This is a genomic window from Microbacterium invictum (assembly GCF_014197265.1).
In the GTDB taxonomy this organism is placed as follows: Bacteria; Actinomycetota; Actinomycetes; order Actinomycetales; family Microbacteriaceae; genus Microbacterium; species Microbacterium invictum.
The window spans coordinates 1337837-1361859 of the sequence record NZ_JACIFH010000001.1; the positions used below are offsets into that span (position 1 = coordinate 1337837).

Sequence of the window (24023 nt, forward strand, 5' to 3'; positions counted from 1 at the left end):
CATGAGCGGTCGGCAGTGGATCACGGCAGATGACATCGCGAAAGCGCGGCAGGACTTCATCGACGCGATCCCCGGGTGGCGCGCGCCGACAGCCCACGGCGTCGCGTTCGTGCCCGGCGGTGGCCAGGCGATCGCGCCCGGGCATTTTCCGCTCGTGAACACTGCGGAGCACCTGCTGCCCGCCGCGGTTCTCGCCACCGTCGTCGGGCACACGGCGGGATCCGCCGCCTACGCGCTCACCCCACAGCAGCTCGACGAGGCGATCGCGCTCATCGAACCGGCCGAGGCGTCGACCGTATACGAGCATCCCAACCTCTGGCGATGGCGCGATCACATCCGTCCCGCGTGGCAGCGGGACCCCGACGCCCAGGTCATCGCGGTCTACATCGGCGACGATGCCGTCCGAGCAGACGACCACCCCGCCGTGACCGCGCTGCGCTCGGCGGCCGCGGAGCGCGCGCTGCCCTGGCGACAGAGGCTGCGTGCGCTGCCCACCTTCGACGGCCCGCTCCCCCGGTTCACCCCCGAAGCCGCGCCCGACGATCCGCGCGCGCTGTTCGACACATGGCTGCGCGCGGCGATCGCCGAGGGCGTCCACGCACCCCACGCCGCGACGCTCGCGACCGCCGACGCCGGGGGCGGAGTCAGCGCCCGCACACTGGTCCTGAAGGACGTCGACGAACGGGGTTGGTGGTTCGCGTCACGCACCGACGGACGCAAGGCGCGGGATGTGCGATCGAACCCGCGCGCGGCGATGACGTTCTTCTGGCGCGAGCACGGCCGGCAGGTCCGACTGTCGGGCCGGGTGATGGATGCCGGGAGAGCGGCCGCCGACGCCGACTTCCTCGCCCGCCCCGTCCACTCGCGCGCAGCCGCCATCATCGGCGAGCAGAGCACCCCATTGCCCTCGCGCGCCGAGTACGTGTCGGCGTTCGACTCGGCCCAGGCGGATGTGGCCGCCCACCCCGACCGGACCAGCGACACGTGGGCGGCGTTCATCCTGCAGCCGCTCGTCGTCGAGTTCTGGGCCACGACCGCCGACACCGGTCATGTCCGCCTCGAGTACCGGCGCAACGAGACCGCCGACCCCTGGCGGCGCGGCCTACTGTGGCCGTGAGCGGCGACGGGCACGCGCGACCTGGACGAGCACGCACAGCACGAGCGTGATCACGCCCCAGACCGCACACGCGGGTGGGAGCACGAGGTACGCCAGATGCGGCGGGGTCCACCCCGCCGTGAACGGACCGTGGGCGGCCATGCCCGCGAGCCACGCGACGACCAGGATGCCCGGCAGTGACAGCCACCAGGCCCAGCGCACCCAGGCAGGCAGCACACCGCCGACGGACGCTGCCGGGGCGCGCCGGATCAGCCAGACCAGGGCCCAGACCGCGATGATGACGAGCCCGCCGATGCTCGAGCCGTACTGCAGCCACTTGTAGCCCGGCAACGGCCCCCACGACTCGGTCAATGCGGGGAAGACGTCGAGTCCCCAGCGCCCCTCGTGCGTGAACGCATCCCAGACGACATGCGAGATCACCCCGATCAGCAGCGAGATGGCCAGCAGTGCGGCAAAGACGCCCCCGTCACGCCAGACCGGATTCCGCGCGCCGGGCCGCGGCCGGTGCACCGTCTCGACGATGTCGAGGCCGACGGCGTCCCAGTCCTCCGGAAGGCGCACCGACAGCCACCTGGGGCCGAGTTCACGCACCGCGGGGCGCAGTACCGCCCACCACACCAGCAGGAGCACGAGAGCGACGAGTGCGGTGAGGACGACGTTCGCGTGGGTGGCGCTGTACGTCAGCGGCGTGCCGCGCAGGAAGAGCGGCACGTCAGGCGTCATCGCGCCGACCGCGATCGCCGCCGGGATCAGCGGCGTGCGGACGAACGGCAGTGCGACGACCGCGTGCGACGGCGTGAACGGCACGGGGTCACGCTCAGCCGACGAAGACGCCGGCGAGCGTCTTCTTGCCGCGGCGCAGCACCGACACCCCGCCCGGCAGTCCCCCGGTCACCACCGCCGAGTCATCCTCGACGCGTACTCCGTCGAGCGAGACACCGCCCTGGGCGATGGCGCGGCGCGCCTCGCTGAGGCTCGCCACCAGGCCGCTGTCGACGAGGCCCTGCACCACCGGCGTTCCCGGGGCGACGTTCACGTTCGGGAGCTCCTCCAGCGCGGTACGCAGAGTCGCGGCATCCAGCTTCGTCAGATCGCCCTGCCCGAACAGCGCTTCGGATGCCGCGATGACGGCCGCCGTGGACTGAGGTCCGTGCACGGTGGTGGTCACTTCGAGCGCGAGCCGCTTCTGGGCCGCCCGGCGGAACGGCTCGGTGTCGACGAGCTGCTCGTACTCCTCGATCTGCGCGCGCGTCAGGAACGTGAACACTTTGAGCCGGTCGATCACGTCGCCGTCGTCGGTGTTGAGCCAGAACTGGTACATGCGGTAGGGGCTGCACATCGCCGGATCGAGCCAGATGGCGTTGCCCTCGCTCTTGCCGAACTTGGTGCCGTCGCTGTTCGTGATCAGCGGTGTGCCGATCGCGTGCGCCGAGACCCCCTCCACGCGGTGGATCAGGTCGGTGCCGCTGGTGAGGTTGCCCCACTGGTCGGACCCGCCCGTCTGCAGCACGCAGTCGTACTGCCGGTACAGCTCGAGGAAGTCCATGCCCTGCAGGATCTGGTAGCTGAACTCGGTGTAGCTGATGCCCGCATCCGAGTTGAGGCGCGCGGCGACGGCATCCTTCTTCAGCATCGTGCCGACGCGGTAGTGCTTGCCGATCTCACGCAGGAAGTCGATCGCGGACAGCGGCGCGGTCCAATCGAGGTTGTTGACGAGCCGCGCGGCGCTGTCGCCCTCGAAACTCAGGAAGCGCTCGACCTGAGAGCGGAGGTAGCCCACCCACTCGGCGACGGTGTCCTTGGTGTTGAGGGTGCGCTCGGCAGAGGGTCGCGGATCGCCGATGAGGCCCGTCGAGCCGCCGACGAGTCCGAGCGGCTTGTGGCCCGCCAGCTGCAGCCGGCGCAGCAGGAGGAGCTGGACCAGGTTTCCCAAGTGGAGGCTGGGGGCCGTCGGATCGAAGCCGCAGTAGTACGTGATCGGGTCCCCGGACAGCAGCGCGCGCAGCGCTTCCTGGTCGGTGGACACGTGCACCAGGCCTCGCCAGACGATCTCGTCCCACACGTTCTCGAACGTGGGATCGTTGGCGGGCGCGAGGGCGCTCACGACGGTTTCAGACACGCGCTCCAGGCTATCAGCGGGGCAGCCACGGCTCCTTCACGCGGGCCCGTCCGTCCGTGTCGCAACCATGTTGCCTCGCGGTGTCGCACGGGTGCCGTGTCGGCGGTGCGTGCCACACTGGCCCCATGGTGCCGGATGTGATGCTGACCGCGATGCTGTCGATCTTCCTCTTCCTGGTGCTGTGCGGTGCCCTGGTGCTCGCGGTCGTGAGTCTGCGCAAGCCCACGACGCTGCCCCTCGCGGCCGCCGCCGGTCTGCTCGTGCTGGCGACCACCGTCGCCGCCGTCTCGCCGGTCAACGTCCCGACGATCATGGGGCTCATCGTGGCGGTGCTCGGCATCACCGTCGCCGTGATCGGCGGCAATCCGCTCACCCGGCAGGTGCTCGACATCGCGACCGGTGGTCGGGTCCGTGAGACGCCGGACGGCGGCATCCTGCTACCGTCCTCGCGCCCGAACCACGAAGCGGGCGAGATGGAGCCGCTGCTGCGCGGCGGCACCACCATCGGCTATCTCGAGCGTCTCGGCGTCGCGATCGGCATCATCGCGGGCTATCCCGAGGCGATCGCGGTCGTGGTGGCCGTCAAGGGCATCGGCCGGTTCTCGGAGCTCGCCGCGGCAGAGGCGCGCGAGCGCTTCATCATCGGCACGCTCGCGAGTCTGCTGTGGGCGTGCATCGCCGGAGGGCTGGTGCGGCTCGCGATCTGGTGAGTCACGTGCCGGTGGGCCGGTCGCGTCAGCGACTCACGTGCAGCTGCTGGAAGCCCTCGACGATCGCCGAGGCACCTCCGGTGGCGAGTGCCTGAGACACCGCCGACTGGGTGATCTCTTCCTGCGCGGCGAGCTCGCGCTGGGTCACGCCGAGGCAGCGCCCGTAGGTGAGCCGGCGTGTCCGCTCACTCATCGTGACCACGAGCTCGTCACGTGCAAGCAGGTACGCGTTCGCCAGGCGTACGGCCCGGTGGATCTCGTCGCCGAGCTCAGTGGATGCCGCGATCCACGTCCGCGCACGCGGAGCGCGGCGCTGCTGCAGCGCGTGCAGATGGTCGATGGCGTCGCGGGCCGCCCACCAGCCGGGGCCCTCGGCGATGTCGCCGCCGACGGCTTCGACGACGCCGATGGCGCCGATGCCCAGGCCGAAGCGGCACTCGATGCCGTCGGGCAGCGCGAGCTGGAGCAGGAGCAGCGCCGCGAGCGCTTCGTCGAGACCCGGATAGACCCCCTGCTGCTCATCCCCCACCGTGGGCCGCAGCGGCCGGATCGCGAGCGGAAGGTCGCGCTCGACGCGGGCGATCGCCTCATCGAGCGTGCGCTGGGCGACCGTCCGGTCCACGAGCTGTCGCGAGCCGATGATGTCGGCTGTCACAGCGACCGGGCCCATCTGGGTGGTGCCTGCTGAACTCATGACATGAGCTTATCACTGATGTTTTGTAAATATCAGTCTTAAGCTTATTTGTCGGGCCGATCAGCTGTGGCCGTGTCAGAGGCCGAGCGCGTGCGCAGCACCCTGGGCGCGCGCGGTGAGCTCGGCGCGTTGCTCGGTGACGCGCACCGGGGCGGTGCCGCCGACACCGGTGCGACTGGCGACCGATCCCTCGATCGTGAGCACCTCGCGCACGTCGGGCACCAGGTGCGCGGAGACCTCCGCGAGGAGGGCGTCATCGGCATCCTCCAGCCCGATTCCGCGCTTCTCGCACGCCTGGACGAGCGCTCCGGAGATCTCGTGTGCATCACGGAACGGCACCCCCCGCTTGACGAGCCACTCTGCGACGTCGGTCGCGAGGGAGAAGCCCTCCGGTGCCAGTGCCGCCATGCGGTCGACGTCGAAGCGGAGCGTGGCGACCATGCCGGCGAATGCGGGCAGGACGACCTCGAGTGTGGTGATGGAATCGAAGATCGGCTCCTTGTCCTCCTGCAAGTCGCGGTTGTAGGCGAGCGGCAGCGCCTTGAGCGTCGCCAGCAGTCCGGTCAGATTGCCGATCAGCCGCCCCGCCTTGCCGCGCGCGAGCTCGGCGATGTCGGGGTTCTTCTTCTGCGGCATGATGCTCGACCCGGTCGAGTAGCCGTCGTCGAGGGTCACGAACCCGAACTCACGGGTGTTCCAGATGATGATGTCCTCGGCGAACCGCGACACATCGACGCCGATCATGGCGGCGATGAACGCGAACTCCGCGACGACGTCGCGGGCGGCGGTGCCGTCGAGGGAGTTCTCGGCAGGACGGGCGAGGCCGAGCTCGGTCGCCACCAGCTGCGGGTCGAGGCCGAGGGTGGCGCCGGCGAGTGCTCCCCCGCCGTACGGCGAGACGCGCGCGCGCGCCGACCAGTCGCGGAGACGCTCGAGGTCACGCACGAGCGGCCAGGCGTGTGCCTGCAGGTGGTGGGCCAACAGGATCGGCTGGGCGTGCTGCAGGTGGGTGCGGCCGGGCATGATCGCGGTGGGGTGCGCCTCGGCCTGCGCGACGATCGCGTCGATCACGCGCAGGATGTCGCGGGCGATCACCCGCGCGTGGTCGAGCAGGTAGAGCCGCACGAGCGTCGCGATCTGGTCGTTGCGGCTGCGGCCGGCGCGCAGCTTGCCACCGAGCTCTGGCCCGACCTCGGCGATGAGCGCCGCTTCGAGCGCACCGTGGACGTCCTCATCCTCGGGCTGCGCGACGAGCGTTCCGTCCTGGATGCCACGGGCGAGCGCATCGAGTCCCGCATGCATGCGGGATTCCTCGTCGGAGGTGAGATACCCCGCGACGGCGAGCGCCTTGGCGTGTGCGTGCGAGCCGGCGAGGTCGTAGAGCGCGAGCGCCCAGTCGAAGTGCGTGGACTTGCTCAGCGCCGCGAGTTCAGGCGAGGGCCCAGAGGCGAATCGCGCGCCCCAGAGGGCACCTTCGTTCGTGCTGTGCGGGTCGGATTCGGTCACCGGACCAGCCTAGCCCGGCGGGCCCGCGCGGGTTCATCCGGCCCGACCTGCCCCCATCCCGCCGCATGGCGACACGTCGCGACAGACGAGTGTCGCCGCCCGGGACAGCCGCACCGTTCATCCGGCCGAAGTTGCCATTGGGTCGACCGATAGCGGCGCTCTGCGACGGATGAGCGGGGTGGGTGGCTCGGAGAGGTCACAGACGGATGCCGGGATACGGCGCCCGGCGTGGGCGACGCACCCGCATCCGCCGCCTCCTCCACATCCGATGATGATCGCGAAGCTGTCCACAGACGCCGAGCGCGGAGGCGACGCCGGCTCTGGGGCGGGCATGCTCACAGGCATGGCCCGCAGACCTCGACCACTCCCGGACGCTCTGGGTGACGCCTTCTCGGTGGAGCAGGCGCGAGTCGCAGGGGTCAGCTCGGGACGGCTTCGCGGCTCCGATCTGCTCCGCCCGTTCCGCGGCACGAGGATGCGTCCGATCTGCGTCGACGACGACACGTCGGACGACGATGTGAGCCCGATGATGCGGGAAGCCAACGCCTTGCAGGCTGAGATCGGGCGTCGTGCACAGGCTCTCGCGACGGTCGCACCGCCGGCCTGGGTGTTCACCCATGCCACCGCGGCCGTGCTGTGGGGGCTGCCGATGCCCCTCCACCTGCTGAGACTCGTGCTCGACGGTGAGCCGCGGGCAGCGATTCCACCCCGGGGCCTCGATATCGCCACCCTCGATGCGCGTCGAGCGCCGCGAGGCTCGGGCATGTGCGGCCATCAGCTGAAGTCCACGATGGTCTCCGTACGGTCCCGCCATGGTTTGCGCGTGGCCGACCCCGCCGGAGTGTGGGCACAACTCGCGCCGCTGCTCACCATCGATGAGCTGATCGCGATCGGCGACGCAATCGTGCACATCCCGCGCCGCCGCGGCATGAAGCGCGGTACGAGTCGCGACGCGCTGGGGACGCCGGCGGAGCTCGCTGCCGCCCTCGTCGCCGGACGCCGCGAGGGCATAGGGAAGCTGCGGGAAGCACTCCCCCGGATAAGAGTCGGCAGTGCGTCACCGGGCGAGACGCGGATCCGTCTCGCGGTCGTACGTGCAGGGCTTCCCGAGCCCGACCTGGATGTCGACGTGGTCGCCGCGGACGGCACCCCGATCGGATACACCGAGCTGGCCTACCCGCGCTGGCGCCTGCTGGTGGAGTACGAGGGCGACCATCACCGCGTGAGCCGGGCACAGTGGAATCGCGACATCGAAAAGCACGCGGCGTGTGCGGCCGAAGGACTGACGGTGATTCGTCTGACCTCGGCACATGCGTATCCGAGCACAGGGCCGGCCGTGCGCCGCATTCGTGATGCACTTCAGCGCGCCGGCTGGCATCCGTGAGACCCGGGTCGTCGCGGCACCCGTCATCCGGCCGGAACTGCCGCCGACCGGGCCGGTGACGACAAGACGCGACGGATGAACCGCCGCCGCTCGCCGGCGGCATCCCTCATCCGGCCGGAACTGCCGCCACCGGGCGCCGTGACGACAAGACGCGACGGATGAACCCAGCCCAGAGGGGTCAGCGCGGCGCGACGATGCGGCATACCCAGGCGGTCAGGCGCTCGAGCGGGCCGCGGCCGAGCAGCAGCGCCCACGCGGTGCACGCGATCAGGGTGACGATCGTGAAGGGCCAGAACGGCTCCAGCGCACGGAAGCCGGGCAGGTCGCCGGTGTCGCCGAGGATGATCGCCGCCATCACGGCCCAGACCACGAGCTGGCCGACGTAGGCGGTGAACGGCATGGAGCCGACGGCGCGCAATGGCAGTGCCACCCAGGTGAGGGGCGTGCGGCACAGCAGCAGGCACGCCCCGATGGTGGCGAGCGCGAAGCCGCCCGAGCCGATCACCTCGAGCAGTCCGCCGGTGTGCGGTCCGCTCGCCCAGACCTCGGCGAGATAGGTGTCCGGGGGCGCCGCGAACGTGGCATCCATCGCCATCGCCAGCACCGCCGCACCGGCACCGGACAGCAGCAGCCCCCGCGAGGTGGCACTGCGCCGCAGGTCCGACCGGCCGGCGGCGAGCCCGGCGACCAGGAAGGCAACCCACAGCGTGAAGGGATAGTGCCAGCCCAGCACCAGCGACAGGGAGCCGCCGGTCGCGCCCTCCCACACCGGCAGTGCGTTCAGCAGCGGCTGGACCCACGGCATGACGAGCGCGAGCACGGCGGCGATGATCCAGAGTGTGCGCGCACGCAGCTGCACGAGCGGCAGGGCGAGCAAGAAGAGCACCCCGTAGGCGGGCAGGATGACGTACACCGGCACTCCGGTCGCGATCAGCGCGATGCCGAACAGCCAGAGCATCGCGGCGCGCACCGCGATGCGGCGCCGTGCCAGGCCGAGGGCGGACCTGCCCAGCGGGCGCGGGCCACCGGTGATCAGGGCGATCGACACGCCCGCGAGCACCGCGAACAGGATCGACGAGCGCCCGTTGGCCAGGTCGATCCACGTGAGCGGGTCGGCCGCGACGAACTCCGGGGTGACCAGCAGATGCGCGCCGAACATGCCCAGCACCGCGAGTCCGCGAGCCAGGTCCACGCCCTGCAGCCGGCCGGGGCCGTTCAGGGCGCGCGCGAACGTCACTGCTGACGCAGCAGCCACACCAGCAGGGCCTTCTGGGCGTGGAGCCGGTTCTCCGCCTCGTCCCAGACGACGCTCTGCGGCCCGTCGATCACCTCGGCGTCGACCTCATAGCCGCGGTCGGCGGGCAGACAGTGGATGAAGATCGCATCGTCCTGGGCCTGCGCCATGATCTCGGTGGTGACCTTGTAGCCGCCGAGGTCGCGGAGGCGCGTGGCCTTCTCCTCCTCCTTGCCCATCGACACCCACGTGTCGGTCACCACGACGTCCGCCCCGGCTGCCGCCTCGTTCGGGTCGGTGTAGAGCGTCACCGAGCCGCCGGTGGTCTGGCCGATCGTGTCGGCGTCGGCGATCACGTCCTCGCGCGGCGCATACGCCTCGGGGGACGCGACGCGCACGTGCATGCCGGCGGTGACGCAGGCCAGCACGTAGGAGTGGCCCATGTTGCACCGGCCGTCGCCGAAGAAAGCAAGGGTGAGGCCCTTCAGATCGCCCTTGTGCTCACGGATGGTGAGCAGATCGGCCAGCAGCTGACACGGGTGGAAGTCGTCGCTGAGCGCATTGATCACGGGGACCGTGGTCCCCGCTGCCATCTGCTCGAGGCCCGCCTGCGCATACGTACGCCACACGATCGCGGCGACCTGGCGCTCGAGCACCCGCGCCGTGTCGGCGGGGGTCTCCTTGCCGCCGAGCTGGCTGTTCGCGGTGGAGATGATCAGCGGCGACCCACCCAGGTCGGCGATGCCGACGGCGAACGAGACCCGGGTGCGGGTCGAGGACTTGTCGAAGATGACCGCCACCGTCTGCGGACCCTCGAGGGGCTTGAGCTTCCAGCGGTCCTTCTTCAATGAGAGGGCGAGATCGAGGATCTCATCCTGCTCGGCGGTGCTCAGGTCGTCGTCGCGGAGCAGATGGCGGGTCATGCGGGGGCCTCCGTGGGGGTGTGGTCGAGCAGCATCGCGCTCTCGACGGTGTGCAGTGCCCTGCCGAACTTGTCCTGGAACTCGTCGATCTCGACGTCGCCGATGGTCAGCGGGGGCGCGAGCCGGATGGTCGATTCGTTCGCGGCGTTGATGATCAGGCCGTGCTCCTGGGCCGCGGCGACGACCGCGCCGGCGAGTGGATGCCGGAGTGCGACGCCGATGAGCAGCCCCATCCCACGCGTGCCTTCGACCAGCCCGGAGCCGATCGCGTCGACTGCGTCGCGCACCTGTACGCCGCGCGTGGTAGCGGCCTCCACGAGCCCCGCCCGCTCGACCTCCTCGAGCACCGCGCCGGCGACGGCGGTCGCGAGCGCGTTGCCCCCGAAGGTCGAGCCGTGCGTACCCGGATAGAACAGTTCGCTGGCTGCCCCGAAGGTGATGAGCGCCCCGATCGGGAAGCCGTTGCCGATGCCCTTGGCCACCGTGATGGCGTCGGGCGTGATGCCGGCGTGCTGGAACGCGAACCACGCGCCGGTGCGCGCGGCACCGGTCTGGATCTCGTCGACGATCAGCAGCGCGCCGTGCCGGGCGGTGATTTCGCGCGCCGCCTGCAGGTATCCCTCGGGCAATTCGAGCACGCCCGCCTCGCCCTTGATCGGCTCGACGAACAGGGCGGCGACGCGGTCGTCCATCGCCGCTTCGAGCGCCTCGACGGTCGAGTCGATGAACTCGACACCGGGCACCATCGGCTCGAACGGCTCCTGCATCGCGGGCTTGCCGGTGAGGGCGAGGGTGCCCATCGTGCGGCCGTGGAATGCGCCGGTGAGCGCGAGGATGCGGGGCCGGCCGGGCTTGCCGTCGCCCGCGAGCCCGTGCAGCCGCGCGAGCTTGAACGCGGCCTCGTTGGCCTCGGCGCCCGAGTTGCCGAAGTAGACGCGGCCGTCCGGGCCTGTGCCGGCGAGGCGCTTCAGCCGTGCGGCGAGCGCGAGCTGCGGCGGGGTGGCGAAGTAGTTCGACACGTGCGCGAGGGTGGCCGCCTGGGTCGCCACCGCGTCGACGAACACCGGATGGGCGTGACCGAGCGAGACGACGGCGATGCCGGCGAGGAAGTCGAGGTAGCGCTTGCCGTTCTCGTCCCAGACGTAGGCGCCCTCACCGCGGGTGAGCATCTCGTAGCGGTCGCCCGCACTGCGCACCAGATCCCGCGATGCGTCGTTCCGCCAGTCCTCGACTGATTCTGCCGTGCTCACCGTGCCACCACTTCCGTTCCGATTCCCTGTTCTGTGAAGATCTCCACCAGCACCGAATGCGGCTGACGTCCGTCGATGATCGCCGCCGTGTCGACGCCGCCGTCGACGGCATCCAGGCACGCCTGCATCTTCGGGATCATGCCCGACTCGAGCGTCGGCAGCAGCGCACGCAGCTCGGTCGCCGTCAGGTGCGAGACGAGCGAGTCGCGGTTGGGCCAGTCCGCGTACAGTCCCGGCACATCGGTCAGCACCACGAGCTTCGTGGCGTTCAGCGCGACTGCGAGGGCCGCGGCCGCGGCATCCGCGTTCACGTTCAGCGACTGCCCCTGATTGTCGAGATCGGGAGCGATCGACGACACCACGGGGATGCGGCCGGCCGCGAGCTGGTCGAGGACCGGCTGCGGATCGACCTCGACCACGTCGCCGACGTTGCCCAGATCATGCTCGGCGCCGTCGACGATCACGCCGCGGCGACGGCCGCCGAAGAGTCCGGCATCCTCCCCCGACAGCCCGGTCGCGAGCGGCCCGTAGGCGTTGATCCGCGCGACCAGCTGCGGGTTGATCTGCCCGGTGAGCACCATCCGCACGACGCTGATGGCCTCGGTGCTGGTGACCCGGTAGCCGCCCTTGAACTCGCTGGGGATCGACAGCCGGTCGAGCATCTGCGAGATCTGCGGTCCGCCGCCGTGCACGACGACCGGCTGCACGCCGACGAAGCGGAGGTAGGCGATGTCCTGCGCGAACGCCTGCTGCAGCTCCTCTGAGACCATGGCGTTGCCGCCGTACTTGATGACGACGATCTGGTCGCGGAAGCGCTGCAGCCAGGGCAGCGACTCGATGAGGACGGCGGCCTTCTCGGCGGCCTCCTCGGGCGTGGTGTGCTGGATCTTGTCGGTCATGACGAATACGCGCTGTTCTCGTGCACGTAGTCGTGCGTCAGATCGTTGGTGAGGATCGTCGCTTCGGCGTCGCCGACCTTGAGGTCGATCAGGATGCCGGTGGCGCGCGGCGTCAGGTCGACTTCTTCGCGCGGGCGGTCGGGGCCGCCGGCGGTGCACACGCGCACCCCGTTGAACCAGACGTCGACGTCATACGGGTCGAAGCGGGCGTCGGTCGTGCCGATCGCGGCGAGCACCCGGCCCCAGTTGGGGTCGTTGCCGAAGATCGCGGCCTTGAACAGGTTGTTGCGGGCCACCGACCGGCCGACGGCGACAGCCTCTTCATCGCTCGCGGCGTGCACGACCTGGATGCTGATGTTGTGGCTCGCGCCCTCCGCATCGGCCTGCAGCTGCTGCGCGAGATCCTGGCAGACCTCGGTGAGCGCCATCGTGAAGGCGCTGTGATCGGGGTGGATGCCGGTGGCTCCGGATGCCAGGAGAGTGACCTGGTCGTTGGTCGACATGCACCCATCCGAGTCGAGCCGGTCGAAGGTGAGGTGGGTGGCCGTGCGGAGCGCCCTGTCGGCTTCGCCGGCGTCGAGCACTGCGTCTGTGGTGATGACGACGAGCATCGTCGCGAGACCCGGCGCGAGCATGCCGGCGCCCTTGGCCATGCCGCCGATGGTCCAGCCGTGGCGGCTCACGACGGCCCGCTTGGGCTGCGTGTCGGTGGTCATGATCGCCTCGCTGGCCGCATCGCCGCCGTCGGGTCCGAGCCCGGCGATTGCAGCGGTGGTGCCGGCGAGCACCTTGCCGCGGAAGACCTCGTCGCCGGTACCGATCAGGCCCGTCGAGCACACGAGGATGTCACCGGCGCTGACATCGAGCAGTTCGGCGGCCTTCTCGGCGGTCTGGTGGGTCGTCTGGAAGCCGAAGCTGCCGGTGAAGCAGTTGGCGCCGCCGGAGTTGAGGACGACGGCCTCGACGACGCCGTCGCTGACCGCCTGCTGCGACCACAGGATCGGGTTCGCCTTGGCGCGGTTGCTCGTGAAGACGGCCGCGCCGACCTTGAGCGGGCCGCGGTTGACGACGACCGCGACGTCCTTGTTGCCGGTGGACTTCAGGCCTGCGACGACGCCGGCCGCCTCGAATCCCTGGGCTGCGGTGACGCTCACGGCGCGACTCCGTTCACGGTCAGGCCCGTGGTCTCTTCGAGGCCGAGGGCGATGTTCATCGACTGGACGGCGGCACCGGCGGTGCCCTTGGCCAGGTTGTCGACCGCGGTGACGACCACGACGCGGTTCGCGTTGCGGTCGATCGCGAGGCCGATCAGCGCCGTGTTGGCGCCGAGCACGTCGGCGGTGCGTGGGAAGTGACCCTCGGGCAGCAGCTGCACGAACGTCTCGTCGCCGTAGGCGTCTTCCCACGCGGCGCGGATCTGGGCGTCGGTCACCCCCGGGGCGATCGGCGCGGTGGAGGTGGCCAAGATGCCCCGGGACATGGGCACGAGCACGGGAGTGAACGAGAGGCGGATGTCGGTGCCGCCCGCGCCCGCGAGGGCCTGCTGGATCTCGGGGATGTGCCGGTGCGTGCCGCCGACGGCGTAGGGGTTCGCGGTGCCGAGGATCTCGGATGCCAGCAGGTTGGGCTTGAGGCTCTTGCCGGCGCCCGAGGGCCCGACGGCGAGGACGCTCACGATGTCGCCCGGGTCGATGACGCCGGCGGCGACGCCGGGTGCGAGGCTCAGGCTGACCGTGGACGCGTTGCAGCCGGGCGCGGCGATGCGGGTCGCGCCGACGAGGTGCTCGCGCTGCTTGCGGCCGCCGACCAGGAGCTCGGGGACGCCGTACGTCCACGGCTCGTGGAAGTGCCCGCCGTAGAACTGCTCCCACGCCTGATCGGACGTGAGCCGGTGGTCGGCGCCCGCGTCGATGACGAGCGGCACAGCGCCGAGCGCGTCGGTGTACTGCCCGGACTGCCCGTGCGGCAGCGCGAGGAAGACGATGTCGTGACCGGCGAGGATCTCGGGCGTCGTGTCCTGCAGGGTGAGGTGCCGCAGCGAGCGCAGATGGGGCTGGTGGTCGATGAGAGGCTGTCCGGCGTTCGAGTGCGCGGTGACGGTGCGGATCTCGATGTCGGGATGGGCGGCGAGCAGGCGCAGGATCTCGCCGCCGGCATAGCCGGAAGCGCCGGAGACGGCGACCGAATAGGTCATGGTTCAACCTTATTGTCTGAGGAACGGGGGCCGGGGACGGCGACACCGGCGGCTCGACCCGCCGCCGGCGGGGAGCTCGCAGGGTCGCCTAGAGTCGGCGGCCGGTGTTCAGACGTCGGCGCGCGCGAAACACCGTCGAAACGGTGCGGATCGCGGCCGAAGGCATGCCGCGACGATATCGCCGCCCACCCCTTCGCCGCAAATCGCCGTGGCGCGCGAGCGGCTACAGGTCGGCGATGATCCCCCGTTCCTCGGCGCGCGTCAGGCCGGCCTGGCGGTCGCGGTCGAGCCCACGCGTCCGCTCATCGGCGAGCACGCGCGCCGCGGTCTCCTCGAGTGGACGGATGCGACCGCCGGCCGCTCGATAGGCGGTGCCGTCGTGGGCGGCGAAGCCTGGCATGTCCGGCGGGAGCCACAGCGGCAGCGAGCGCGGACCTGCCCAGTAGGCGACGTCGTGGGCGAGGAGCTGGTCCGGGGATGCCGGGACCTGCGGCCCCGTGTGACCGGCCACCGCGCGGATGACGGCCAGGGTGTCGGCCAGCGGCCGGGTGGGGCTGATCGCGTTGACCGTTCCCGTCCACGCGCGCGCTCCGGCATCCACGATGAAGGCGGCCACATCGTCGACGTCGATGACCTGCGAGGCGAGTCCGTCGCCGACCGGCACCAGGACAGGCTCCTCACCGGCGAGCGCGAAGCGGGCAGGCCAGTAGCCGAAGCGGTCGCTCGGGTCGCCGGGACCGACGATGAGCCCGGGCCGGATGATCGCGACGCGGTCGTCGCCCAGGGTGCGGACGGCGCGCTCGGCAGCAGACTTGGCACGCGAGTAGTCGTACTCGTCACCCGGCTCGGCCGGTGCCGCGAGCGGGGCCGATTCGTCGGCGCCGATGACATCGCTGTGGGCGTAGACGGACAGGCTGGAGACGTAGCTCCAGTGCGCGGCGCGGTCGCCGAGCGCGGAGACGGCGGCTTCGACCGCGGCGGGATCCGACGAGATGTCGACGACCTCGTCCCAGTCGCGGTCGGCGAGCGCGGCGTAGGCGCCGGGCCGGGTCCGGTCGCCGCCGACGAGCCGTGCGCCCTCCGGCGCGGGACGTCCGCCCCGGGCGAGGCAGGTGACAGCAGCTCCGGCATCCAGCCAGTGACGGGCGATGCGCCCGCTCACCCAGCCGGTGCCGCCGAGGATCAGAACGTCGGTCATGCGGGCTATCTCAGCACAGCCCGACGCACGTGCACAGGCATGTTCACTCGCGGCGGACGCGCGACATAGGCGCGGACGCCAGACGCACGCGCTCGAGGTGAGACACGCGCGCTCGAGGCAAGGGGGTCAGGTGGGGAAGGCCTTGATCCGGGCAAGCAGGTCGGGGCCGCTCCGGTCCAGGGTGCGGCCGCCGATGATCACCCCGCCGACGATGACGACGCCACCCCAGAGCACACCGACCAGCAGGGCGGCGACGCCGAGCGGCGACGACTGCGTGTTCAGCGCCATGATCCCGAGCACGAGCGCGGGCAGGGCGAGCACCGTGCACGCGCCCCACACCAGGAACACGAGCAGACCGCTGAGGAAGGTCTGGCCCGGCACGCTCTTGAACGGGCTGTCGCCGGCTGCGGCCACCGGCACCACGATCAGCGACGACGAGATGGCCGAGACGCCGTAGCCCACCAGCAGCAGCCCCCACGCCGTGCCCAGCACGGCGGGAAGCTGCGCCCACGAGTCTGCGAGCGCGGCGGTGGCCACGGCGACGATCCCCACTGCCGGCACACCGACGGTGGCGGCGCCCAGCACGCGTCCCCAGCGGTCGGCCCGTCCGCGCACGCCCGCCGAGAGCACCGAGGCGAAGGCGGTGCCGTCGTAGGAGATGTCGGCATACCCGCCGATGGCGAGGATGAAGGCGACGACGACCGCCGACGCGGCGAAGAAGAAGCCGTCGACGCCACCCGTGAAGGCGAACAGTGCGGGGAACAGCGGCACGAAGATCAGCTGCCGCAGGTACCGGGGGTCGCGCAGCCACGCGGTGAGAGACCGCGCCCACGTCGCGCCCACGCCGCCGGTCGGCATCGCGCCGAACAGGCCCAGCGCGCCCGCCTTCACCGCGCGGGTGGCCTGTCGCGGCAGGGTGGATGCCGAGGCCTCGAGCACCCGGGCCCACACCACCCACAGCACCACGAGCGTCGCGGCGGCGATCAGGAACTTGGCGAGCGCGGGCAGCCACGCCCCGGCGGCGACGTCGCCGGGCACGGCCCAGGCCGCCCCGATCGGCGTCCATCCCAGGATCCCGCCGATCTGCACGAACCGTGAAGCCGCATCGTCGCCGAGGTCGAGCAGGCTCACGATGCCGGTGATGATCGGACCCGTCATGATGAGCGCGGCGAGCACCACGGTTCCGATGATCTCGCGCCCGCGGCGGTTGCCGCCGAGCCCGCGGGAGAGAGTCGCGACCAGCCGGCTCGCCACGACGCACGTGGCGATCGCCACGAGGGCCGTCGGAAGTGCGACCACGGCCGCGGCCGGCCACCGCACCCAGAGGATGATCGTCGCCAGGCCCGCCAGCGTGGTGGCGATGCCGGGGATGCCGGTCAGTCCGGCTCCGGCCAGGGCGAGCATGAGCTGCCGGGTGGTCAGCGGGAAGGGTGCGAGCTGTGCGGCATCCACCGTCGAATCGGTGCCGGCGATCAGCAGCGGCCCGATCACCCAGCCGAGGATGAGCGCCGCGCCGCCGACGATCGCGACCGCGCGCGAGAGGCCCAGGTCGTCGACGAAGCTCAGCGCGACCAGACCCGCAACGACCATCCCGAGTATCCACAGCGCACCGAGCATGCCGAAGCAGAAGCCGACCAGCTGCCAGGGCCGGCGGACCAGTGTGTTGCCGAGGACGCGGTAGCGCAGGCTCAGGACTGTCGCAACCACTGCGGGCCTTCCGAGGTGTGTCGGCCGCCGACGAGCGAGATGAACCGCTCCTGCAGGCTCTCGCCCGCGCGCACGTCGTCGACGGTGCCGGCCGCGAGCACCCGCCCGGCGGCGATCACGGCGACGTGGTCGCACATGCGCTGGACGAGGTCCATCGAATGGCTCGAGACGATGACGGTGCCGCCCGAGCCGGTGTAGCTGCGCAGCACGTCTTCGATGTTGGCCGCGGAGACCGGGTCGACCGACTCGAACGGCTCGTCGAGGACGAGCAGCCGGGGCGCGTGCACGAGCGCGCACGCCAGCGCAATCTTCTTCGTCATGCCGGCCGAGTAGTCGGCGACGATGGTTCCGGCCGCCTCGCGCAGATCCATCAGCTCGAGCAGGTCGGCCACCCGCTGGGCGATGTCGGGCCGCGGGAGGCCGAACATCATGGCCGTGTAGGTGATCAGCTGCTCACCGGTCAGACGGTCGAACAGGCGCACGCCGTCGGCGAGGTTGCCGATGATCCGCTTCGCATCGACGGGCTGACGCCACACGTCGATCCCGTAGACCGAGGCCGTGCCGGCATCGGGACGCAGCAGCCCGGTCGCCATCGACAGCGTCGTGGTCTTGCCGGCGCCGTTGGGGCCGACGAGGCCGAAGAACGACCCCGCCGGCACCTCGAGGTCGATGCCCGCCACGGCGAGCTTGTCGCCGAAGCGCTTGACCAGTCCGGTCAGCTGGAGGGCCGGCGCGTGCGACGCGGCGGCGGGCACGGCCGGTGCGGGGCTGGGCGCAGGCATGTACGCCGGGATGGCGGGGGTGTCACTCACGAGGCGAGCCTAACGGGCCGGTTGCTCGGGGCGCACACCACGTGCGCTCCTACTCGCGCAGGGTCGCACCGAACCGCTCGGCGGCCACCGCGACACCGGCGAGCTTGGCCTCGGTGGCCTCGGCTGCGGTGAGCGTGCGGTCGCCGGCGCGGAAGCGCAATGCGTACGTCAGGCTCTTCGCGCCCTCGGGCAGTCCCTGTCCGCGGTAGTCGTCGACGAGGCGCAGCGACTCGAGCAGCGCGCCGGCGCCATCGAGCAGCGCGCCGCGCACGGCGGCGGCCGGCACTTCGGCGTCGACGACGAGCGAGACGTCCTGTGTCGCGGCGGGGTATCCCGAGAGGGATGCCGCGACGACGCGCTCGCCGGCAAGCGACAGCACGAGGTCGAGATCCAGTTCGGCGACGATCACGCGGCCGGGGATGTCGGCATCCGCCGACACCGCCGGCAGCACCTCGCCGACGTACCCGACCTCGACGGCGGCACCCGAGGCGGCGTCGGCGACCGACAACACGCCGGTGCGCCCGGGGTGCAGCGCAGCGCGCCGGCCCTGTTCGACGTCGATGGTCACGCCCGCCGCGAACGCGATCGTCCGGACGGCGTCGAGCGCATCGCCGAGGCCGGCCGGCACGGCGGCCTGGCCTGGCTGCTTGGCGACGAGGCTGCCCGTCAGCAGCACCGCGACGTGGCGTGGCTGCGGCGGGATCGACCCGTCCAGTGCGGCCAAGGTGGCGGCATCCGGTCGCACCGCCAGCGGCGGGACCTGCGGCGTGCCGTACGTGACACCCGGCTCGGGGAGGAAGACCACTCCGGTCTCGAACAGCACCAGATCGGTGAAGCCGCGCGCGATGTTGCGGTGTGCTGCCTGCAGCAGCCCCGGGATCAGCGAGCGGCGCAGGAAGGGCGCCTGGCCGTCGAGCGGGTTGGCCAGCTTCACGGAGGGAAGACGCTCCCCCGACTCCGACCCGTGCAGGTCGTTGAGCTCCTCGGTGACGAACGGGAACGATGGGGTCTCGACGTAGCCGGCGGCGGCGAGCGCGTTGGCGATGCGGCGGCGACCCTGCTGCGCGGCCGTGTGCCCGCGGCCCGACGGCGGGACGGGCAGGACGGACGGGATCCGGTCGTAGCCCGTGATGCGGGCGACCTCTTCGGCCAGCGTCCACTTGTCGGTCAGGTCGGGGCGCCACGTCGGCGGGGTGACCCACCACTGCTCCGCATCGGCCTCATCGCCCAGGTCCGAGATCTCGCATCCGATCATCTCGAGTGACCCGGTGATCTCGGCCTCGGTGTAGTCGACGCCGATGAGTGCGGGCACGAACGGCTTCGGCAGCGCGATCGCGTCCTGCTCGACGGTTGCGAACAGCGCGCCGCCCACCTCGGTGTCGAGGGTCCCGCCGGCGTACTCGACCATGAGATCAGCGACCCGCCGTGCGGCCACGAACGGGATGAGCGGGTCGACGCCGCGCTCGAAGCGCCGCGATGCCTCGCTGGGCAGCTTGTGCCGCCGGGCGGTGCGGGCGATGGACACGGTGTCGAAGATCGCCGCTTCGATGAGGACGTTGCGGGTGGTGCCCGACATCTCGGTCGTGCCGCCGCCCATGACGCCGGCCAGCCCGATCGGGCCCGACTCGTCGGTGATCAGCAGGTCTTCGGTGCTGAGCGTGCGCTCCTTGTCGTCGAGCGTCGTGAGCTTCTCGCCCTCGCGCGCGCGACGGACGGTGATCCCGCCCGTCAGCTTGTCGAGGTCGTACCCGTGGATGGGGTTGCCGAGCTCGAGCATCACGTAGTTGGTGATGTCGATGAGGATGCCGAGGGAGCGGATGCCGGCGAGGGTCAGCCGCGCCACCATCCACGCCGGGGTGGGCTTGCCCGGGTCGACGTCGCGCACGATGCGCACGACGAACTCGCTCGCACCCACGGTGCCGCGGATCGGCGACTGATCATCGACGACGACGCTGAAGCCCTCGGCGGGCTGCTGCAGCTCGCCCCACTCGCGGTCGCCCGGGTCGCGGAAGGCCGCTCCGGTCGCGTGCGCGTACTCGCGGGCGACGCCGCGCAGCGACAGCGCATAGCCGCGGTCGGGCGTCACGTTGATCTCGATCGCGACGTCGTCGAGACCGAGCAATGCGATCGCGTCGGTGCCGACGGGTGCGTCGATGCCGAGCTCGACCAGCCGCAGGATACCGTTGTGCTCCTCGCCCAGGCCCAGCTCCTTCGCCGAGGCGATCATGCCGTCCGAGACATGCCCGTAGGTCTTGCGCGCGGCGATCGGGAACGGGCCGGGCAGCACCGCTCCCGGCAGCGTCACCACGACCTTGTCGCCCTCGAAGAAGTTGCGGGCGCCGCACACGATGCCGTGCACCGCGTCACCGCCGTCCGCGGCGGTCTCACCCTCGGGCGCGACCCGCACCTGGCACCAGCGGATCGTCTTGCCGTTGGACTGCGGCTCTTCGACGAACTCGAGCACTTCGCCCACGACGATCGGGCCGGTCAGCCCGAAGGTGTGCACGTCCTCCTCTTCGAAGCCGACCGACACCAGCGCCGCGAGGACGTCTTCGGGCGTGGCCGTCTGCGGCACGTCGACGTACTCACGCAGCCATGAGAGTGGGACGCGCATCAGACCACCATTCCGAACTGTTCGCTGAAGCGGACATCGCCCTCGGCCATGTCGCGCATGTCCTTCACGTCGCTGCGGAACATGAGCGTCCGCTCGATGCCCATGCCGAACGCGAAGCCCGAGTACTCCTCGGGGTCGATTCCGGCGGCGCGCAGCACGTTCGGGTTCACCATGCCGCAGCCGCCCCACTCGATCCAGCGCGCGCCGCCCTTGAAGGTCGGATGCCAGAGGTCCAGCTCGGCGGACGGCTCGGTGAACGGGAAGAAGTTCGCACGGAAGCGCGTCTTGGCCTCGGGACCGAACAGCTGGCGGGCGACGTGATCGAGCGTGCCCTTCAGGTGCGCCATCGTGATGCCCTTGTCGATGACGAGACCCTCGAACTGGCTGAACACCGGCAGATGGGTCGCATCGAACTCGTCGGTGCGGTAGACCCGGCCCGGGCAGATGACGTAGATCGGCAGGTCGCGTTCGAGCATCGAGCGCACCTGGACGGGGCTCGTGTGGGTGCGCAGCACCAGGTGACGGTCGACGGGGTCGACGAAGAACGTGTCCTGCATCTGCCGCGCGGGGTGGTCGACGTCGAAGTTGAGGGCGTCGAAGTTGAACCACTCGTGCTCGAGCTCGGGACCCTCCGCGATCTCCCACCCCATGCCGACGAAGATGTCGCCGATCTGGTCCTGGAGCAGGGTGAGCGGATGCCGGGCGCCGACGCGCGCGTGCGACGCGAGTGCGGTGATGTCGACGCGCTCGGCCTCGAGCCGGGCGGCCGTCTCGGCGGCCGCGAGCTCCTCCTCGCGCGCCGCGAGCGCCTGGGCGACCCGGCCGCGGGCCTGTCCGACGAGCTTGCCGAACTCGGCCTTGCGCTCGTTCGGGACGCTGCGCAGCTGCGCGTTCAGCTGGGCGAGGGTCGAGCCCTCGCCGCCGTGCGCGGCGCGAGCCGTCTTGAGGTCGCCGGTGGTGCCGGCGGCGGTGATGGCATCCAGTGCGGCCGCGACGGCGGCATCCACTGCCTCAGGGGAGATTTCGGGTGCGTCAGACACGAGAGATGAGTCTACCGGGGGCCGGTGACGCCCCCGGTCGTGCCCTCGCTATGCGGAACCGCCTCTGTCGTCGTGCTTTCCGGCGCGCACGCGCAGCGCGATCGACTCGGTCTTGGTCGCCGGATCCAGTCCGGCGCCGTCTGTGGGTTCGAGCCCGGTCGCCTTGTCGGAGCGCCGCAGCCCCTTCTCCACCCGATAGGCGAGGTAGGACAGGGCCAGGCACATGGCGATGTAGATCGAACCGGCGACGATCGCCGACGGAATGAGCGGCGAACCGAACTGGGCGTTGGAGCCGAGCGTCTTGGCGTAATAGAGCAGCTCGGGGTAGGTGATGATGAATCCGAGTGCGGTGTCCTTCAGCGTGACGACCAGCTGGGCGATGATGACGGGCATCATCGCGCGGATCGCCTGAGGCATGAGGATGAGTCGCATCACGCCGGACTTGCGCAGCCCGATGGCGTACCCGGCCTCCTTCTGGCCTCGCGGCAGGGACTCGACTCCGGCGCGCAGCACCTCGGCGAGCACCGAGCCGTTGTACGCGATCAGCGCGATCACGACCGCCCAGTACGACGGCAGCCGGACGCCGAGCACGGGCAGGCCGTAGTACAGCAGGATCATGAAGACGAGGACCGGGACGGCGCGCAGCACCTCGATGATCCATACGGCCGGGACCCGCACCCAGGCGTGGTCGCTGAGCCGCGCGATCGCCAGCAGGAAGCCGAGGATCGGCGCACCGACGCCGGCGACCGCAAAGGCTGCCAGGGTGCGCAGTGTCGCCTGGCCGAAGCCCTGCCAGATGGCGCCGTAGCTGAAGACCTGCCACTTCTGGGCGGAGAACTGGCCGGCCTCGGCCATCCGCCAGATGACGAATCCGATCGCGCCGAGGACGACGAGGACGGTGACCACACCCAGGATGCGGTTGCGAAGCACCGCGCGGGGGCCGGGGACGTCGTAGAGCACAGAAGTCATCGCGCGACCCTCCACTTGTTCTCGAGGATGCGTTGCAGCCACGCCAGGAGGAGCACCATCACGACGAACGCGACCATCACCCACAGGATCGTGATCATCTGGTTCTCACCGTTCTCACTCATCTCGGCGCGGATGTTCCCCAGGTTCAGGACGGAGAAGCCGGAGGCAACCGTCGTGTTCTTCAGCAGCGCGATGAGCACGCTCATCATGGGCGGGATGACCGAGCGCGACGCCTGCGGCAGGACCACGAGCGACATGACCTGGCCGAAGGTGAGCCCGAGCGCGCGTGCGGCCTCTGCTTGACCGACCGGCACCGTGTTGATGCCCGACCGGATCGTCTCGGCGACATATGTGGCGGTGTAGATGCCCAGCGCCCAGATCGCCAGCACCGTGAAATCGACCCGGAAGTCCACCAGCAGTGGGATGCCGAAGGCGAAGAAGAAGAAGATCAGGGTGAGGGGCGTGTTGCGCACCGTGTTGACGTACACCGCGCCCACAGCACGCGCGATCGGCACCGGCGAGACTCGCATCGCCGCGACCAGCAGCCCGAGCACGAGAGCGATCACACCGCCCGCGACGAACAGCAGCAGCGTGCCCCACAGCGCGTCGAGCCAGAGGTCGGGGTAGTCGAAGATCTGGTTCACTGAGCTCCTTCGCGGGCTTCGGAAAGCGGGGACGGAAGGTGACGGCGCCACCGGGATGGCGCCGTCACCGCCGCATCAGCCGATCGGGTCGACCGCGGGCTGCTCCGCGGTCACACCGGACGCGCCCAGGTTGTTGTCGAAGATGGCCTGCCAGATGTCGCCGCCATCGGTGAGCGTCGTGTTCAGGTGCTCCTGGAGGGCGGTGTCACCCTTGGGGATGCCGATGCCGTAGCGCTCCTCGCTGAAGACGTCGCCGACGACCTTGAGGTTGTCCGGGTCTCCGGCCGCGTAGCCGATGAGGATCGCCTCGTCGGTCGTCACGGCGTCGACCTGGCCGGCGTTGAGCTGCTCGACGCACTGCGAGTAGGTGTCGAACTCCTCCGTGTCTGCCTCGGGGTGCTCGTCCTTGATCCGCTGGATCGACGTCGAACCGGTCGCCGAGCAGACCACCTTGCCATCGAGCGTGTCGACGCCCGTGATGTCGCTGTCGGCGGCGACCAGCAGCCCCTGACCGGTGATGAAGTACGGGCCTGCGAAGGAGATCTGCTCCTTGCGGTTGTCGGTGATCGAGTACGTGCCGACGTACAGGTCGATGTCGCCGTTGATGAGCGCCTGCTCGCGGTTGGCCGACGGGATGGTCGTGAACTCGATGTCGTCCTCGTCGAAGCCGAGGGATGCCGCCATCCAGCGTGCGATGTCGACGTCGAAGCCGGTCCGCTCGTTCGTGGTGGGGTCGAGATAGCCGAGACCGGGCTGGTCCTCCTTGACACCGATGTTGATCTGGCCGCGCGATGTCATCGCGTCGAACGTGTCGCTGCCCTCGAGCGAGACGTCGGTGGCGACCGTCCACGGCGTCTCGCTCGTGCCGTCACCGTCGGTGTCACCGGGGTCCGCGCCGGGGGTGCCGCTGTTGCAGCCGGCGAGGGCGAGTGCCGCGATCGCGATTCCGGCGAGCGCGCCGCCGATCCGTGTCTTGCGCATGTGATCCTCCAAGTTCGGGGTCTTCTTC

21 protein-coding genes are annotated in these 24023 nt (G+C 70.6%); 3 read left to right on the forward strand and 18 right to left on the reverse strand.

Going from position 1 to position 24023, the window contains the following annotated elements; all coding sequences use genetic code 11:
• Position 1: 1 nt before the first annotated feature.
• Entirely contained in the window at positions 2-1117 is a 1116-nt protein-coding gene (locus BKA10_RS06490) for a pyridoxine/pyridoxamine 5'-phosphate oxidase (protein ID WP_183499141.1), read from the forward strand.
• On the opposite strand, the gene BKA10_RS06495 is transcribed toward BKA10_RS06490, so the two are convergent.
• Both BKA10_RS06495 and tyrS read right to left on the reverse strand, forming a co-directional pair.
• Positions 1103-1924, reverse strand: a complete 822-nt coding sequence (locus BKA10_RS06495) for a DUF4184 family protein (protein WP_183499142.1) — start codon at positions 1922-1924, stop codon at positions 1103-1105. The genes BKA10_RS06490 and BKA10_RS06495 overlap by 15 nt on opposite strands.
• 10 nt (positions 1925-1934) lie before the next feature.
• Entirely contained in the window at positions 1935-3236 is a 1302-nt protein-coding gene (tyrS, locus tag BKA10_RS06500; protein ID WP_248198916.1) for a tyrosine--tRNA ligase, read from the reverse strand.
• 125 nt (positions 3237-3361) lie between these two features.
• Here tyrS and BKA10_RS06505 point away from each other — a divergent pair, with 125 nt between their 5' ends.
• Entirely contained in the window at positions 3362-3946 is a 585-nt protein-coding gene (locus tag BKA10_RS06505) for a hypothetical protein (RefSeq protein WP_183499143.1), read from the forward strand.
• 25 nt (positions 3947-3971) lie between these two features.
• Here BKA10_RS06505 and BKA10_RS06510 read toward each other — a convergent pair whose 3' ends face one another.
• Together BKA10_RS06510 and argH are read right to left on the reverse strand one after the other, a co-directional pair.
• Positions 3972-4640: a SatD family protein gene (locus BKA10_RS06510; protein WP_241739903.1), complete on the reverse strand. Its 669-nt coding sequence runs from the start codon at positions 4638-4640 to the stop codon at positions 3972-3974.
• Between the two features lie 75 nt (positions 4641-4715).
• Entirely contained in the window at positions 4716-6146 is a 1431-nt protein-coding gene (gene argH, locus BKA10_RS06515) for an argininosuccinate lyase (protein ID WP_183499144.1), read from the reverse strand.
• Between the two features lie 343 nt (positions 6147-6489).
• On the opposite strand from argH, the gene BKA10_RS06520 reads away from it, so the two are divergent.
• The gene (locus BKA10_RS06520) at positions 6490-7530 is read left to right on the forward strand and encodes a putative endonuclease domain-containing protein (RefSeq protein WP_183499145.1); all 1041 of its coding nucleotides are present in this window, start codon (positions 6490-6492) and stop codon (positions 7528-7530) included.
• Positions 7531-7708: 178 nt separating this feature from the next.
• Here BKA10_RS06520 and BKA10_RS06525 read toward each other — a convergent pair whose 3' ends face one another.
• The 14 genes from BKA10_RS06525 to BKA10_RS06590 all read right to left on the reverse strand — a co-directional run bounded on the left by BKA10_RS06525 (position 7709) and on the right by BKA10_RS06590 (position 23995).
• A complete protein-coding gene (locus BKA10_RS06525; protein ID WP_248198914.1) occupies positions 7709-8785 on the reverse strand; it encodes a DUF418 domain-containing protein in 1077 nt (358 codons plus the stop codon).
• On the reverse strand, positions 8764-9687 hold the full coding sequence (gene argF, locus BKA10_RS06530) for an ornithine carbamoyltransferase (protein WP_183499146.1): 924 nt from the start codon (positions 9685-9687) through the stop codon (positions 8764-8766). The genes BKA10_RS06525 and argF overlap by 22 nt, the downstream gene beginning before the upstream one ends.
• Entirely contained in the window at positions 9684-10937 is a 1254-nt protein-coding gene (locus BKA10_RS06535) for an acetylornithine transaminase (RefSeq protein ID WP_183499147.1), read from the reverse strand. Before BKA10_RS06535 ends, argF begins: the two co-directional genes overlap by 4 nt.
• Positions 10934-11836 carry an acetylglutamate kinase gene (gene argB / locus BKA10_RS06540; protein WP_183499148.1) on the reverse strand — a complete coding sequence of 301 codons (903 nt, stop codon included), beginning with the start codon at positions 11834-11836 and terminating at the stop codon, positions 10934-10936. Before argB ends, BKA10_RS06535 begins: the two co-directional genes overlap by 4 nt.
• The gene (argJ, locus tag BKA10_RS06545; RefSeq protein ID WP_183499149.1) at positions 11833-12990 is read right to left on the reverse strand and encodes a bifunctional glutamate N-acetyltransferase/amino-acid acetyltransferase ArgJ; all 1158 of its coding nucleotides are present in this window, start codon (positions 12988-12990) and stop codon (positions 11833-11835) included. Before argJ ends, argB begins: the two co-directional genes overlap by 4 nt.
• Positions 12987-14030: an N-acetyl-gamma-glutamyl-phosphate reductase gene (gene argC, locus BKA10_RS06550; RefSeq protein ID WP_183499150.1), complete on the reverse strand. Its 1044-nt coding sequence runs from the start codon at positions 14028-14030 to the stop codon at positions 12987-12989. Before argC ends, argJ begins: the two co-directional genes overlap by 4 nt.
• 223 nt (positions 14031-14253) lie before the next feature.
• A complete protein-coding gene (locus BKA10_RS06555) occupies positions 14254-15228 on the reverse strand; it encodes an NAD-dependent epimerase/dehydratase family protein (RefSeq protein ID WP_183499151.1) in 975 nt (324 codons plus the stop codon).
• A gap of 126 nt (positions 15229-15354) precedes the next feature.
• Positions 15355-16935: a hypothetical protein gene (locus BKA10_RS06560; protein ID WP_183499152.1), complete on the reverse strand. Its 1581-nt coding sequence runs from the start codon at positions 16933-16935 to the stop codon at positions 15355-15357.
• Positions 16917-17717, reverse strand: coding sequence for an ABC transporter ATP-binding protein (locus tag BKA10_RS06565; RefSeq protein WP_183501086.1), 801 nt, complete (start codon positions 17715-17717; stop codon positions 16917-16919). The genes BKA10_RS06560 and BKA10_RS06565 overlap by 19 nt, the downstream gene beginning before the upstream one ends.
• Before the next feature lie 79 nt (positions 17718-17796).
• Positions 17797-20361 carry a phenylalanine--tRNA ligase subunit beta gene (gene pheT / locus BKA10_RS06570; protein ID WP_183499153.1) on the reverse strand — a complete coding sequence of 855 codons (2565 nt, stop codon included), beginning with the start codon at positions 20359-20361 and terminating at the stop codon, positions 17797-17799.
• A complete protein-coding gene (gene pheS / locus BKA10_RS06575) occupies positions 20361-21401 on the reverse strand; it encodes a phenylalanine--tRNA ligase subunit alpha (RefSeq protein WP_183499154.1) in 1041 nt (346 codons plus the stop codon). Before pheS ends, pheT begins: the two co-directional genes overlap by 1 nt.
• Positions 21402-21449: 48 nt before the next feature.
• The gene (locus BKA10_RS06580; RefSeq protein WP_183499155.1) at positions 21450-22370 is read right to left on the reverse strand and encodes an amino acid ABC transporter permease; all 921 of its coding nucleotides are present in this window, start codon (positions 22368-22370) and stop codon (positions 21450-21452) included.
• A complete protein-coding gene (locus tag BKA10_RS06585) occupies positions 22367-23014 on the reverse strand; it encodes an amino acid ABC transporter permease (protein ID WP_183499156.1) in 648 nt (215 codons plus the stop codon). The genes BKA10_RS06580 and BKA10_RS06585 overlap by 4 nt, the downstream gene beginning before the upstream one ends.
• A 75-nt stretch (positions 23015-23089) precedes the next feature.
• A complete protein-coding gene (locus BKA10_RS06590) occupies positions 23090-23995 on the reverse strand; it encodes a glutamate ABC transporter substrate-binding protein (protein WP_183499157.1) in 906 nt (301 codons plus the stop codon).
• Positions 23996-24023 lie beyond the last annotated feature (28 nt).